Origin of the sequence: Bartonella sp. AC10YNML (assembly GCF_042196825.1) — a bacterium.
Taxonomy (GTDB): Bacteria; Pseudomonadota; Alphaproteobacteria; order Rhizobiales; family Rhizobiaceae; genus Bartonella.
Map to the genome: position 1 here is coordinate 63,607 of NZ_JBHIRA010000009.1, position 13,883 is coordinate 77,489.

Annotated in this window: 14 protein-coding genes, 1 tRNA gene and 2 pseudogenes; 7 read left to right on the top strand and 10 right to left on the bottom strand. The window is 37.6% G+C overall.

All coding sequences use genetic code 11. The annotated features are described in order from the left end of the window. The first annotated feature begins 17 nt into the window (after positions 1-17). On the top strand, positions 18-839 hold the full coding sequence (locus tag ACFINA_RS06080; RefSeq protein WP_375607046.1) for a TIGR00282 family metallophosphoesterase: 822 nt from the start codon (positions 18-20) through the stop codon (positions 837-839). Positions 840-1,180: 341 nt separating this feature from the next. Here the strand turns inward: ACFINA_RS06080 and ACFINA_RS06085 are convergent. The 6 genes and pseudogenes from ACFINA_RS06085 to ACFINA_RS06110 all read right to left on the bottom strand — a co-directional run bounded on the left by ACFINA_RS06085 (position 1,181) and on the right by ACFINA_RS06110 (position 8,114). Then, positions 1,181-1,574, bottom strand: a pseudogene (locus tag ACFINA_RS06085) (helix-turn-helix domain-containing protein). An 838-nt stretch (positions 1,575-2,412) separates the two neighbouring features. Next, positions 2,413-4,320, bottom strand: coding sequence for a Ti-type conjugative transfer system protein TraG (traG, locus tag ACFINA_RS06090; RefSeq protein ID WP_375615233.1), 1,908 nt, complete (start codon positions 4,318-4,320; stop codon positions 2,413-2,415). Between the two features lie 730 nt (positions 4,321-5,050). Then, a complete protein-coding gene (locus tag ACFINA_RS06095; protein WP_375615234.1) occupies positions 5,051-5,443 on the bottom strand; it encodes a helix-turn-helix domain-containing protein in 393 nt (130 codons plus the stop codon). A 247-nt stretch (positions 5,444-5,690) separates the two neighbouring features. After that, positions 5,691-6,083 (bottom strand): helix-turn-helix domain-containing protein, encoded by a 393-nt coding sequence (locus tag ACFINA_RS06100; RefSeq protein ID WP_375615234.1) that lies wholly within the window; start codon positions 6,081-6,083, stop codon positions 5,691-5,693. Positions 6,084-6,506: 423 nt separating this feature from the next. Continuing rightward, entirely contained in the window at positions 6,507-7,802 is a 1,296-nt protein-coding gene (murA, locus tag ACFINA_RS06105; RefSeq protein ID WP_375607049.1) for a UDP-N-acetylglucosamine 1-carboxyvinyltransferase, read from the bottom strand. Positions 7,803-7,961: 159 nt separating this feature from the next. After that, positions 7,962-8,114 (bottom strand): hypothetical protein, encoded by a 153-nt coding sequence (locus ACFINA_RS06110; RefSeq protein ID WP_375607050.1) that lies wholly within the window; start codon positions 8,112-8,114, stop codon positions 7,962-7,964. A gap of 172 nt (positions 8,115-8,286) precedes the next feature. Between ACFINA_RS06110 and ACFINA_RS06115 the strand changes: the two genes are divergently transcribed. Further along, positions 8,287-8,361, top strand: a tRNA-Thr gene (locus ACFINA_RS06115). A 684-nt stretch (positions 8,362-9,045) separates the two neighbouring features. Here the strand turns inward: ACFINA_RS06115 and ACFINA_RS06120 are convergent. Both ACFINA_RS06120 and ACFINA_RS06125 read right to left on the bottom strand, forming a co-directional pair. Beyond that, positions 9,046-9,219: a hypothetical protein gene (locus tag ACFINA_RS06120; RefSeq protein WP_375607051.1), complete on the bottom strand. Its 174-nt coding sequence runs from the start codon at positions 9,217-9,219 to the stop codon at positions 9,046-9,048. A 284-nt stretch (positions 9,220-9,503) separates the two neighbouring features. Beyond that, the gene (locus ACFINA_RS06125) at positions 9,504-9,647 is read right to left on the bottom strand and encodes a hypothetical protein (RefSeq protein WP_375607052.1); all 144 of its coding nucleotides are present in this window, start codon (positions 9,645-9,647) and stop codon (positions 9,504-9,506) included. A 586-nt stretch (positions 9,648-10,233) separates the two neighbouring features. Between ACFINA_RS06125 and ACFINA_RS06130 the strand changes: the two genes are divergently transcribed. The 5 genes and pseudogenes from ACFINA_RS06130 to ACFINA_RS06150 all read left to right on the top strand — a co-directional run. Beyond that, positions 10,234-10,905, top strand: coding sequence for a hypothetical protein (locus ACFINA_RS06130; RefSeq protein WP_375615235.1), 672 nt, complete (start codon positions 10,234-10,236; stop codon positions 10,903-10,905). A 94-nt stretch (positions 10,906-10,999) separates the two neighbouring features. Further along, complete coding sequence (locus ACFINA_RS06135; protein WP_375614450.1) at positions 11,000-11,533, top strand: hypothetical protein; 534 nt, start codon at positions 11,000-11,002, stop codon at positions 11,531-11,533. Between the two features lie 184 nt (positions 11,534-11,717). Then, positions 11,718-12,068, top strand: coding sequence for a hypothetical protein (locus ACFINA_RS06140; RefSeq protein WP_375615236.1), 351 nt, complete (start codon positions 11,718-11,720; stop codon positions 12,066-12,068). Positions 12,069-12,084: 16 nt separating this feature from the next. Then, a complete protein-coding gene (locus ACFINA_RS06145; RefSeq protein WP_375615237.1) occupies positions 12,085-12,261 on the top strand; it encodes a hypothetical protein in 177 nt (58 codons plus the stop codon). Positions 12,262-12,490: 229 nt separating this feature from the next. Next, positions 12,491-12,730 (top strand): annotated as a pseudogene (locus tag ACFINA_RS06150) (DnaJ domain-containing protein); the annotation flags it as partial. Positions 12,731-13,143: 413 nt separating this feature from the next. On the opposite strand, the gene ACFINA_RS06155 reads toward ACFINA_RS06150, so the two are convergent. Together ACFINA_RS06155 and ACFINA_RS06160 are read right to left on the bottom strand one after the other, a co-directional pair. Continuing rightward, on the bottom strand, positions 13,144-13,266 hold the full coding sequence (locus ACFINA_RS06155; protein WP_375615238.1) for a hypothetical protein: 123 nt from the start codon (positions 13,264-13,266) through the stop codon (positions 13,144-13,146). Positions 13,267-13,511: 245 nt separating this feature from the next. Continuing rightward, positions 13,512-13,883, bottom strand: a 372-nt coding sequence (locus ACFINA_RS06160; protein WP_375615239.1) for a hypothetical protein, incomplete at its 5' end; no start/stop codon positions are given.

A 13,883-nucleotide genomic window follows, 5' to 3' on the forward strand; every position in this document is an offset into this window, starting at 1 on the left:
ATGTGATTAAAGCGCCTATGCGTTTTTTATTTTTAGGTGACATTGTTGGTAGCACAGGCTGTAAAGCTGTTTTTGAATACCTTCCTCAACTGATTGAGAAATGGCAGCTTGATTTTGTTGTGGTAAATGGTGAAAATGCCTCTGGTGGTTTTGGTCTTACACAAGAAACGTATCAAGATCTTTTGATAACCGGTGTTGATGTTGTCACCACAGGTAATCATGCTTTTTCTCACAAAGAAGCATTGCAATATGCCCATGAGAGTGATCGTTTTTTACGCCCTGCCAATTTTTCGAAAGAAACTCCCGGAAAAGGTTCTGGTGTTTTTACGGCAAAAAATGGCGCCCGTGTTCTTGTCGCCAATCTGTTGGGCAACGTTTTTATGCCGTGTAAAGTAGAAGATCCATTTGAAACAGCGGAAAATATTCTGCTTGCCTGTTCGTTGATGGAGCAAGCCGATACGATTATTTTTGACTTTCACGCAGAAACGACAAGCGAGAAGCAATGTTTTGGTCATTTTCTTGATGGTCGTGTGAGTGTTATCGTTGGCACCCATACGCATATTCCCACGGCTGACGCGCAAATCTTAGAAGGTGGGAGCGCCTATTTAACAGATGCAGGCATGTGTGGAGATTATAACTCATCTCTTGGAATGGATAAAGAAGAACCCTTACACCGTTTTCTTTATAAGACGAAGCAAGACCGTTTTGAACCGGCGTGCGGTCCTGCCACCCTTTGTGGTTTAGCGGTTGAGATTTCAGATCGCACCGGTTTAGCAGAAAAGGTCTCGGCGGTACGGATTGGTCCTCATTTAAAGCCTGAAGTTCCGGATTTTTGGTAGCTTCTTTTAAGCCGCCCCTTTGATAGTTTCTTTCCAAGATTTCCTTTTGAGAACTCTATTTGGCAAGACGATTTTTCCAGCCCTTCCCAAATTCCTACTAAAAACACCCCGCCCTCCAATTTACCTAATACAGCAACTTTTCTAGCACAAATAAGTCACTCTTTTTAAAAAAATAAAGGATAAAGGATAAAATTTTTCGTGATTTTTAAAACGATGAGAAGGAGGTTTTATTTCGACATTTCTGCGGGGGGGGGGAGGAGAAATGTTAACCCCCTTCTCTAAAAAAAGCTTTATATAATAATTTATTATTTAGCAAGAGCCTCTTTAGTCTTTTTTTGATTCTAACGAAAATTTAATCTTAAAATTGCTTGCTGTTTTTGAGGTTTGAGCTCTCTAAAACTTTTCAAAAGAATACATTCTTCTTTGCTTGAGATCTCATCATCATAAGGATACAAGACGTCTTCTTTTGTTGAGAGACCAGAATAAAAAAAAGGAAATGGGAACATTAAGAATATCGGCAATTTCTTGTAAACGCCCCGCCCCTATACGATTGAAGCCTTTTTCATATTTTTGGATTTGTTGAAAGGTTACTCCTAACTGGCTGCCTAATTTCTTTTGCGACATTCCGATCATTGTTCTTTTCAAGCGAATTTTTTTGCCAATCGAAATATCGTTAAAATGTGGATTTTTAGCTTTCACTTCAAGCTCCCCTGCCGAGTGCGAGCGCCCTCGCATTGGTATTCCGGGAGTCTGAAAGTACTGAGTTCAGTCAGCTTTTTTTGCTTTTAGTGCTAGAGAGCACCTGGACATGGCAAAAACTCCCGGAATCCCGGGACACCCACAAGAGTAGGTTCATTTTTACACTCGGATTTTAGGGGTTTTTGAATCCCTGTTGATCGCTGCGTAGACGACCAAAACATTCTCTTACCAATAAAGCAATTTCATGAAATTAGCAATAAAATTTAAAAACAGTCTTTATTTGTATTTTTATAAGAGGCAGATAACCTCTCATTTTTGATTAAATTATATACGAACGAAGTGAGCGCTATTTATTGAAATAAGTATAAGATCATAATCAAGAGATGCTAGACGTATTAGCTCGTAGTAAAAGCCTTTCATAGACATCATTAGCAAACAAGCAAAGAAATATCATGATAACAAAACCAATGACCATTGCTGTTTGGTGTTCATAGGGTGCAACTCTCGCTGTGTATCCCCAAAAAAGAAAAATAGGAATAAAACCAAGCCACCAACAAAGAAGTTTAAGAAGGCAAAAACTGGTTTACGAATGAATAATAAAATAAGGAAGATTGCGTAAAGCAACTTTTTAACTATTACAGCCAATATTCTACGTATTATCTTGAACACCCCACGCATTATAATTGATAAGATACTCTTTTTTATGTCTTGATTTTTTTGGTGTTTGTCTTCTTAGCAGAAAGATCGCTCATGACTTCCCCATTTTCAAGCCACTATATTATAAAAATGTACTATAAAAATAATTTATCTCTAATTATATCACCCCAAAATACAACAATATTTTATTCATTTTAACTAAAAAACAAGTGCTTTATTAAGAAGAAAAGCTATTTTCATTAGCAAGAGCTGTTAAATCCTTACGTCTAAAATAGATAGAGCGTCCACAACGGATAGGGAGCTCTCCTTGCACGAGAATAATCTGTTCGTCTTTTCTCATTTCTTGTGTTATTTCATGTGGATATATTAAGGGTCTTTGTTGCAAACTTAAATGCTCTGTTCCTTCTATATCTGATGTTCCCAGAGTTATGCTTGAATCTTTCACTTCAATGGTCATTTGACCACATGCCTTAGATATATTTTCAGCAGTTTTAATATCTTTTATTGCGGCATAGCTTACAAAAGCACAATTTTCAAACCATATCATAACGCCTGACGAACCGAAATAGCGTTCTATTTGCTCTACAGACTTGTAAAAAAGCATGAGAGATATACCATATTTGCGTCCATGATCACGTGCTTCTTCTAAAATGTTCATATATCCTAAAAGATCAGCATTATCTAAAATAAAGAGCGCTCTTTTTGCATAATTACCATTAGCGGCTTCCATAGCTCTGAGAAAAGAGCCAACAAGGATACGCCCAACACCTGGATAAGATTTTAGAATTTTTGATGGGATATTTAAAAAAACATCGATATCTCCTTTTGTTATATCATTAGTTTTAAAGTCATACCCACTGATAAGATCTGCATAGTTAGAGAGGGAAAGCCATTGTATATCTTTTGCAGCAGTAGCATAGACATCTGAGAAAGTTTGTTCAGCCATATTTGTAAACACCCCAAGAGTTTCACGAATAAATTGGGATGATGATGAAGCCTGTAAGGAACGCAATTTTCCAATCACGGACGGTTCTGACATTGACATGATCGTATGAAGGGTTTTTAAGTTTTTTTCCTTTAATGTGTATTCATCAGAAAAGACAATATGTGCAAGTAGTCCTGTTAATAAATTATGTGCATGTGATGTAAAGAATTGATCGGTTGAAGTTGATTTGTCGTTTTCAGAAAGAAGGAGTCTAGCAACTTCAACCAAACCCGCTTCCCTTTCATAGACTGGAATGCTTTCATCTAATAACCAATCTAAAGGATTAAAAGTTTCTGTTGAAGAACCATGGGGGTCAAGAACGTATACTTTTCTTTTTAACTGCTCCCTTGCATCTTGAACTATTGAAGCGATTTCAGTTGAAGGATCAAAAACGACCAGTGGACCGGAATATTTGAGACAAGTTGGAATAACATTACTGGTTGTTTTATAACTACCAGAACCAGCGAAAAATAACATATGGGTTGAATCAAAATTAAGTTTGTATGTTAACAATGGCTGGCGACCACCTTTTCCCCATGTTGTTTTGTCTTTAGGATTAAAAGGGACATCTTTAACAATATCTTCGTCGACTCTATAGCGCTCTCCTATGACGACGTCGCCATCATGAGGAAAAATCTTTTCAAGGCGTTTCATACTCATCCATTTGATGCCACCAAAGATTGTATTTTTTGAAATTTTCAAAGGTGAAGCTTTAGGTAATGATAGTTTTATCGTGTAACCAAGGATAATAACGCCAATAACAACACCCCATAAAACCATCCTATCAAAGAAAGGAAGAACATCCGCCCATGTCATATTATCTTGACCTACATAGGGACTAAGTCTGATATATTCATTTGCACTATAATAAGTTGCAAACAAACCAAAGATGATCATGGACGAAATAGTGATATTTTTTCTGATATGCCTTTTTTGTAATAAGATGAATGAAGAACATGAAAATGCAATAAGGATTAAAATATCCAGTGGCTTTGATCTTACAAACCAATAAGCATCAGGCGTCGTTCCATTTTCTGTAATGTTATTGATGGTTATATTGACCAAAAAAGCTACAATGATTGAAAAGATGAGTGGCAATGCTAAAAATATAATCTGTTTTTTGTCTAATTTATTGACCATTTTCCCCCCTGCATACCAGAAAAAGCTTCTCTTCCTATTTTTTTCGAAATTTTTGAATTTTTATCAAGTTTTGAAACGTAAAACAAATCATCTTAAGATGAAAGACTTATCTGCCTCTCTAAGACGGGCTTTTATAAAAAGCTCCCCTAAACTAATTTTTCCAAAGTTTCTTTGATGCTTCACGCGCTATTTAAATTTCTTACTTAACTCTTTTACGACACTGCATATGCTTCTTAACAGAAAAAAAACCCAATAACAATACGCATTAGTGTTCACTGAAAAAAAGCGCAGTTTATCATATTGTGCCGTAAAACATCGTTGTTCAGAGCCCTGATATAAGGCATGTAAAACTTTACATATTAAGTGTTTTTAGAGTGTGTAATAAATGGGCACAGCTTGCCCGTCACGCCTTTTTAAAGTGAACCACATGAATGGGTCAGGAGTAGGTCAAAACCCCGCCAACAGAAGCCGGACTGTTTACAGAACAGCCCTTTTAAGTCAGGAATATGCATCCTTTAGAGCGTAGAGCGGGAGGAAATCAAAGAAGGATAAGGTAAACATAGCAAAACTCCCGGAATCCCGGGACACCCACAAGAGTAGGTTCATTTTTACACTCGGATTTTAGGGCTTTCAGACCCTACTGATCGCTGCGTAGACGACCAAAGTTACCCTTCAAGGTATAAAGTAATTTCAGGAAATTGGCAATAAAATTTAAAACAGTGTTTTTATCTCATGAGATAATCAAACACAAAAATGCTTTCTGTTTTTGAGGTTTGAGCTCTCTAAAACTTTTCAAAAGAATGTATTCTTCTTTGCTTGAGATCTCATCATCATAAGGATACAAGACGTCTTCTTTTGTTGAGAGACCAGAATAAAAAAAGGAAATGGGAACATTAAGAATATCGGCAATTTCTTGTAAACGCCCTGCGCCTATACGATTGAAGCCTTTTTCATATTTTTGGATTTGTTGAAAGGTTACTCCTAACTGGCTGCCTAATTTCTTTTGCGACATTCCGATCATTGTTCTTTTCAAGCGAATTTTTTTGCCAATCGAAATATCGTTAAAATGTGGATTTTTAGCTTTCACTTCAAGCTCCCCTGCCGAGTGCGAGCGCCCTCGCATTGGTATTCCGGGAGTCTGAAAGTACTGAGTTCAGTCAGCTTTTTTTGCTTTTAGTGCTAGAGAGCACCTGGACATGGCAAAAACTCCCGGAATCCCGGGACACCCACAAGAGTAGGTTCATTTTTACACTCGGATTTTAGGGGTTTTTGAATCCCTGTTGATCGCTGCGTAGACGACCAAAGTTACCCTTCAAGGCATAAAGTAATTTCAGGAAATTGGCAATAAAATTTAAAACAGTGTTTTTATCTCATGAGATAATCAAACACAAAAATGCTTTCTGTTTTTGAGGTTTGAGCTCTCTAAAACTTTTCAAAAGAATGTATTCTTCTTTGCTTGAGATCTCATCATCATAAGGATACAAGACGTCTTCTTTTGTTGAGAGACCAGAATAAAAAAAGGAAATGGGAACATTAAGAATATCGGCAATTTCTTGTAAACGCCCTGCGCCTATACGATTGAAGCCTTTTTCATATTTTTGGATTTGTTGAAAGGTTACTCCTAACTGGCTGCCTAATTTCTTTTGCGACATTCCGATCATTGTTCTTTTCAAGCGAATTTTTTTGCCAATCGAAATATCGTTAAAATGTGGATTTTTAGCTTTCACTTCAAGCTCCCCTGCCGAGTGCGAGCGCCCTCGCATTGGTATTCCGGGAGTCTGAAAGTACTGAGTTCGAATCAGCTTTTTTTGCTTTTAGTGCTAGAGAGCACCTGGACATGGCAAAAACTCCCGGAATTCCGGGATACCTACAAGAGTAGGTTCATTTTATGATCGAACTTTAGGGCTTTCAGACCCTACTGATCGCTGCGTAGACGACCAAAGTCACCCTTTAAGGTATAAAGTAATTTCAGGAAATTGGCAATAAAATTTAAAAACAGTGTTTGTTTTATGAACCCCACCCGCCTCTCAAACTCTTATGCTCGCTCGTAAAAACCATGAGATAAAACCCACGTTTATTGAGAGGATTAACAACCCTTGATTCTTGAGATCAAGCTTCCAAAAAGCACACCTAAAAATATATCGCCCCCTCCCAAAGCCATTCTTTGGAGCATATCTTTGAAAGCTTTACACTGTGATGCGTTGGATTTTTGCGCCACAACGAGCTAATTTTTCTTCTAATCTCTCAAATCCACGATCAAGATGATAGACACGATTGACGTTTGTTTCTCCCTTTGCCGCCAATGCTGCAATCACAAGAGAAACAGAAGCACGCAAATCCGTCGCCATAACGGGAGCCCCTTGCAAATTCTCTGTTCCATAAACGGTTGCCGTCTGCCCATCAAGCTTTATCTGTGCTCCTAAGCGATTGAGTTCTTGAACATGCATAAAACGATTTTCGAAAACTGTCTCTGTAATATGCGCGATTCCTTCAGCCCGTGTCATGAGCGCCATGAATTGCGCTTGGAGATCGGTTGGAAAAGCAGGATAAGGTCCTGTTTTAATATCAACGGGCATAATTTTGGTGTTCTTTGGATTTCGCTTAATATGAATTCCTTGAGGTTCTATTTGAATCTCGAGTCCTGTTTTTTGCAGCACCTTAAGCACTTTTGTGAGATGATTAGGATTTGCATTTTTAAGAAAGACATCTCCTCCCGTCATAGCAACAGCCATTGCATATGTTCCCGCTTCGATTCGATCAGCAATAACGCGTACTCTAGCACCGTTGAGTTTTTTAACCCCTTCAATTGTAAGCGTTGTTGTTCCTTCACCGGTTATTTGAGCCCCCATAGTATTCAGGGTTCGAATAAGGTTTGTCACTTCTGGTTCACAAGCCGCATTCTCAAGAGTGGTTGTTCCCTTTGCCATTGTCGCCGCCATCAGCAGCACATGGGTTCCACCAACAGTGACTTTAGGGAAACGATAGCAAGCACCTTTTAACCCCCTTGGCGCTTTTGCATGAACATATCCATTTTCGATAGTAATCTGTGCGCCTAAAGTTTTAAGTCCCTCAAGGATAAAATCGACAGGTCTTGTCCCGATAGCACATCCTCCAGGAAGCGAAACATAAGCCTCTGCGCATCGTGCAAGCAGAGGTCCAATAACCCAAAAGCTTGCACGCATTTTTTTCACCAGTTCGTATGGTGCCCGTGTTGTAGCTATTTTTTGCGCCGTAAAATGAATTGTTCTTGAATTCACGCATTCATCGTTAAACTCTTGTCCATCAACGGCATATCCAACACCATGATTATTGAGAATACGAATAAGCAATTCAACATCGGCCAGATGCGGAATATTTTCTAAAGTGAGCGTTTCTTCTGTCAAAAGCGCCGCAATCATAAGAGGCAATGCAGCATTTTTTGCCCCAGAAATAGGAATTGTTCCTTTAAGTTTTTCTCCCCCAACAATTTGAATAGAATCCATCGTGTTTTCCCTCTTTTCCTTTGTGCCTGCCCTTCCAAAGGATTGTCCCCCTTCGGGAAGTTATGCTTTATTAATCGTTTTAGAACGCATTCTAACTATGAGAACAAATTATTGAGAAGTTTGGTTGCAAAAATTTACTAAAAAACATTTTTTTGCATTTTAGAGCTCTGGTTGTGCTCTTTTTCGGCTTTGCTCTTTTCGACGTTTCAGGTTTTGACGCAATTGTTGTGCCAATCTTTCTTGACGTCGTTTTGCTTTTTCATCTTGATGATTAATTTCATTTTGTTTTTGTTTTTGATGCATTTGTGTCATTGCGCAACCTTTTAAACAGTGTTGAGCTTCTATCCAAGCAACTCATTTAGATATTTAAGCATATAAGAAGCATATGTCATGACATAAGATACGTTTTCTTGCAAGAATATACAAATGTTCTCTTGCCTATTTTCTGACAATATGGCACAAGACAGCGCAAAGATTGAAAAGGGCTGCGGTAGCTCAGTGGTAGAGCACTCCCTTGGTAAGGGAGAGGTCGAGAGTTCAATCCTCTCTCGCAGCACCATTTTATTCTTCTTTTGCCTCTCTCTTTTTGCCCTTATAAGTCTTCCCTATAAGCCTAAATCTTTTCCCCCAACCTCCATCAGCTTCATCAAATCCTCCATCCTTTAAACTATGCGTTTCAATAGCTTCAAAATCAATGGCCTCAATAACACGCTTAATCTCTAAAATACTTTACGAACGGCTTTTGAAATTGACCGCCCCCCAAAGAATAGTCCCTCTCCTATTGGTTTCCCCTCTTTCCTTGCCCCTCCCTCTTTCCTTGCATCTTCCTCTCTTTCATTTCTGTAAGATTGCCCCCCTTTACTCCTTCTCTTTGCCAAGCCTCACTATTGCAACAGCTCTTGGCACTTGAGACGATATAAGCATTTTTATTTTTTCAATATTTTATTTCTTGAATATTTTTCCCCACAAGCTCACCCTGTTTGTAATATGCAAACAAACGATTTTACTTGATTCAATATAAGAGCGTTTGAATAAGAGAACTAAGAACATCTCACACTATTTCAGGCTCTCATTGAAATTCAAATTGAATCTCAATAATGAATTATTATAAACTCATTGTTTGAACATATCCCATTGATACCTTTATCCGACCCAAAACGAATAATCTTATCTTTCTAGCCTCTCTATCCATCTCAAGCAACACAAGCATTCCCTCTAGAAATTAGAATAAGCTTCATCGATCTTATTCGTCATTTACAACAGATCTAACAGAGCCATTTCCAGAACCTCCTCTCAACTCAATTCCTTTCCCATTCTCCCCACCCCTTACCAAAAGCAAAAAACAAACAGTGATAAAATCCCCCTCAATAAAGCTTTCACTAAGCCACCCCACGCTCGCATATGCCAAACATCCCATATACTAGACATCCCATATACTAGACATCCCATATACTAGACATCCTATATACTAGACATCCCATATGGCAGAAAATTGAGAGCCCGCCTTTTCAAAGAAGATCCCTCATTACCAATTTTATACACTATGGTTTTCCACGTGCTCTAAGCCTCCCTCTTTCAACACGCATCTTTTTTATACGAATACTTTGATTGATACGGATAGCGTTATTCCTCTTGCATAAGAGCCCCAAAAGCGAAAAGCTCTCTCCCTCTGTTCTATTGAAATTAATCACCCCTCTTCGCTTACACTTCACAAGCAGAAAGATCCGTATAGCGAGAAACTTTCCAAGAAAAGCATATCTCTTCGTAAAAAGCCTCCCAGTAAACGAGATTATGAATCGTCTCAAGAGCTACAGCCCATGCCGCAATTTTGGCAACGGCCCCCAATAGTACCAACTTACTTTTTCATAAAGTAAAGATAGGGTGCGCAATGTTTATAATCTCTAGGGGGTACAATCTACGGACTTTATAATCTACGGGGCTTTATCGTTATACCCCTCACGATATTATTCACAGGTGCCAGTATGAAATTTACGAACGCCAGGCATGAAATGGGTGTGAAATGAGCTTAGAGCGAGATATCTTTATTAAAACAAGTGCGTGAATGTACAACAACAAGTATATTTCATTTGGAGTATTTTGGATATTGCCTACTCTCCCCACCTTAGGACAACCATTTTGGCTACAGATCCCCTTATACTTTCTGCTGTCATACCTCCTCCAATAAGCTAAAACCCCACATATGCGGGGTTTTAGCCAGTACCACACCTTTACTTATACACATTATGATCATTATAACCATTTTTATTAAATACGTTTTTACGTATATTTTCAACACAAAAATAACACACATTGATTTATTTAACAGAAATCAATTAAATATTCATGATAATCATTAAAAGTTAAAATGATGAAATTATTATTCAGAACGTACGTCATAATATTTATAACGTTTTTTTCTGTATTCATATTATTGGGTTGTACTCAAGTAAGCGACCTTGCTGAATACGATAAGCTTTACCAAAAATATGTCCATGAAAATTACACTCATTTAGAATATTCTCAGAAATTAGAAAAAGCAAAAAAAGAGGTAGAATATTTAAAAGCGTATATGGAAAAAACTGTAAGTATACCCCATGACAAAAGTCAATTTTGGAAATATTTAATAATATTGCCCAATAATCCTCCAGAATTCAATATTTTAAGACATTATCACATATTGCTTGTTTTTTGTGGACGCTTTTTTGATTTATGGCAAGATGATAAAACGATGCCCACACTTACATTTAACGACTTACCAACAAGACTGAAGGATTTTAAAGCTAACGGGATGAAATACAGGAAAGATTGGGATTATATAGAAAATATTTTCCTCAAAGCAAAATTTGAAACAAACTTTGATGATCCAATGTTTGCGTACGCAGAAAAATTTTTGGATTCTCCCAATGGCATTAGTCGAAAAGAACAAACTCTTCAGACAGAGCAGCTCATCATAGGCAATGAACTCACTCGTTTTAGAAACACAGCAACAATGTGCGTTATGGCTAGAGAGGTATACCTTAAAATGATGCCCAAAGAAAATGTAAAACCACCTGTAAGATATAGCACTTTTGAAAAATGGAAGCAGTATTTAAAAAATCTTTAAACGGATCATAAAACGCCTTTCAAAATACTTCTAAAGAACCATTAAGCCCCCCTCACAATGACTATAATCAAGCCACTAAGAGGGTATAAAAACAATGTTAATTAAACAGTCTTTATTGAGAAGCGTCTTAATTATCGCTCTTTTAACAACGCATCTTTTTTATTCTTCAAAGGGATATACTCATTCGAATGAAGTATTCTCTTCAAAAGAGATTACAGAAAGAGAGAGATTTTTCCGCATTTTCCTTGTTAATGGAAGTCGCTGGTGGGAAGAAAAATTCTACCAAATTCTCTGGATAGAAAAAACATTTTTTTTGGAAAACAAGCGGCAGTTATCGCAACCGCTCTATGAAAAACATGTCAATATAATAAAAAAATGGCAGAATATAATCAAAAAACGACATCATGTATTTAATACTCTGTGCACCCTTATAGAATTAGAAATAGATGCAATGCGACATGTGAATGAAGCAAAACACTCTCATGAGCATACACATCTCTCAAACCTTATGAAACACATAGAGACATATCAAGAGCGTATAGTTAAAAACAAGAAAGAACTTGAGAAACTTGATCATGAAATTGAGATCTTATACAAAGTTATCATAGAGTATACAAAATTACCATAAACTTTGATCTATTCATTCCATAACTTGATGAAAAGTGCTTCTCAAAGGATATCTTTTATTTTCAAGCACTTTGAACTATCTATCGCCATCTTTAGATACAGAGTGCCAAAGTACAGTAACGTTATCATACAATTTGTTGTATTTTACCAACATAAAATAACACATATTGATTTATTCAACAGAAATGACTTATAAAGGCTCGTCAGAAACAAACGACAATAAATACCTTATGTTTAAACACTTTATTTTCTTCGCTATCGTAATAAGCGCTATTTTATTTACGCATCATACAACGAGTGGATGTACAACAGATGATCTTTTTATTGGAAGTACTTCTCCGATCAATTGTATTTCAAAAGAATATATAAGACAGAAAATAAAAAAGAAGCTATTGGAAAAAGAACGCGAAAGAGAATGGTTAGAGCTTGAACAATTTTCTGTTAGCGCTTGTCCAGGTGGAGAATTTCCTGTTTATCATGGCTTTTCTATTATCGATTGTGTTTTGAGAGGAAGAACTAAAACAAAATCGTCTTAATAATGAAATCAATATAATGAAATTATTCATGCAATGGTTTATCGTAGCATTCGTAATAACAACGATAATGTCTGTTCCCATAAGTTTACTTTGGCGTTTTAGATTTAAGGTTCCTGCCTGTTTATTTACAATAATGACAACCTTGGCTATTATTGCCGTCCCTTTTACATTTGATTTATCGTCTCTCTTTTAATCTATTTTTGTAAAAAAATATTTCTAAAATATTAAAAACACCCTGCATTTTTAAGCGTTTTGAACTGTATCTCCTCTCATTTAGATACGGTATAATCACTATAGCCATTTTCATTAAACATGTTTTTGCACATATTCTCAACACAAAAAACAACACATGTCGATACATTCAAAGGGGATCAATTAAACGATCTTATAAAAGAAGAGCAATATACAAGTGGCTGTATTTAATGATAATAAATGAAGACGATTATTATGGAATTCTTGGTGTAAGCTACGAATGCAACGCTAAACAGATAAAATCTTCTTTTCGTAAATTAGTTCTGCAATACCACCCTGATCATAATTCTAGTACCGAAGCAGAACAAAAATTCAGAAAAATTTGTGAAGCCTATGAAGTTCTTAAAGATCCTCAAAAGAGAGCTGCTTACAATCAGTTCTATCATGAAACTTTTAAAGATAATGACAAGGCTTCTGAAAGTAATGAATACGAAAAACCTACAGCAATTGAAATAATTATATGGTTATGGAAAACACAATACAGAATTATGACTTTTTTAACAACAATATTTATTGCTATTTGTTTTTTCATAACAATGATAACAGTGTTTGGATTTCAACTTTAATAGTCAAAGTGCTTTTGAAGAGCTTTAAAAGCAACCCGCAGCGAATTCACAAGGCATCATTATCCTTGATCTTCTATAACAAGGTAGTGTAGAAAAACATAAAGATTATAATGTCTCTATTCGTTCTTTTCTTATTCTCCCGTTTCCTCCACCCCTCTATTTTCTTCCACAACCCGCCCCCCAACCTTTCCCCCAACAAGCCCGCTTGATTCCACACAGACTTTTTCTCATGCCCCTAACATCCTTTTCCATGTTGGCTAAGAAAATCTCCAAGCCCCCGCAAAGCTCTTCTCCCCAAGCGGCGCCCCTAAGCTTCCCCTCAAGAACGAAAGCATAACGCGCACCATTGTCTCTGCAATAAAAACACACTTGCCCATCATTGCCGCTCCCCCAGCACTCACCACAAAAGCACCCAGAAGCTCCCCCCTGTTCCAATACGTCTAAACAAGCTTTAACGACCTCCCCTATCAAACACCTTCTTCCATTTTTCAGCATGCTTTACGTATCACTCCAAGCTCCCTACTTGCGTGCCGCAAAAACATAAAAACCGGCTCTTTTCCCCCTTGAGCGTGCCTTTTTATAAGTTGGAACCTGTCTGTACTACTGCTTCTCTTCCCCCTAAGCCTCATTTTGTTCTCCAGCATGCTTTCCGTGTCACTCCAAGCCACTGGATAACGACCTGCCCCCTCCATTGTCTTTTCCCCCCAATGAACCAGCCGGCAACTCCCCCCAAGCGCCCGCAATTCCCCATATATAGGTTCTTTTCTTCATGCCCCCCCTTTTCCATGTTGGCTAAGAAAATTCCCGCAAAGCTCTTCCCCCCAAGCGGCGCCCCTAAGCTCCCCCTCAAGAACGAAAGCATAACGCGCACCATTGTCTCTGCAATAAAAAAACACTTGCCCGTCATTGTACTCCCCCAACACTCACCACAAAAGCACCCAGAAGCTCCCCCCTGTTCCAATACGTCTAAACAAGCTTTAACGACCTCCCCTATCAA

Excerpts from the sequence above, each read along its gene's own strand:
- ACFINA_RS06145 (WP_375615237.1), top strand. The coding sequence starts at position 12,085 with ATGAAATTATTCATGCAATGGTTTATCGTAGCATTCGTAATAACAACG.
- ACFINA_RS06135 (WP_375614450.1), top strand. The coding sequence starts at position 11,000 with ATGTTAATTAAACAGTCTTTATTGAGAAGCGTCTTAATTATCGCTCTT.
- ACFINA_RS06140 (WP_375615236.1), top strand. The coding sequence starts at position 11,718 with ATGACTTATAAAGGCTCGTCAGAAACAAACGACAATAAATACCTTATG.
- ACFINA_RS06110 (WP_375607050.1), bottom strand. The coding sequence starts at position 8,114 with ATGACACAAATGCATCAAAAACAAAAACAAAATGAAATTAATCATCAA.
- ACFINA_RS06155 (WP_375615238.1), bottom strand. The coding sequence starts at position 13,266 with ATGATGGGCAAGTGTGTTTTTATTGCAGAGACAATGGTGCGCGTTATG.
- ACFINA_RS06120 (WP_375607051.1), bottom strand. The coding sequence starts at position 9,219 with ATGGGATGTTTGGCATATGCGAGCGTGGGGTGGCTTAGTGAAAGCTTT.
- traG (WP_375615233.1), bottom strand. The coding sequence starts at position 4,320 with ATGGTCAATAAATTAGACAAAAAACAGATTATATTTTTAGCATTGCCA.
- murA (WP_375607049.1), bottom strand. The coding sequence starts at position 7,802 with ATGGATTCTATTCAAATTGTTGGGGGAGAAAAACTTAAAGGAACAATT.
- ACFINA_RS06095 (WP_375615234.1), bottom strand. The coding sequence starts at position 5,443 with ATGCGAGGGCGCTCGCACTCGGCAGGGGAGCTTGAAGTGAAAGCTAAA.
- ACFINA_RS06080 (WP_375607046.1), top strand. The coding sequence starts at position 18 with ATGCGTTTTTTATTTTTAGGTGACATTGTTGGTAGCACAGGCTGTAAA.
- ACFINA_RS06100 (WP_375615234.1), bottom strand. The coding sequence starts at position 6,083 with ATGCGAGGGCGCTCGCACTCGGCAGGGGAGCTTGAAGTGAAAGCTAAA.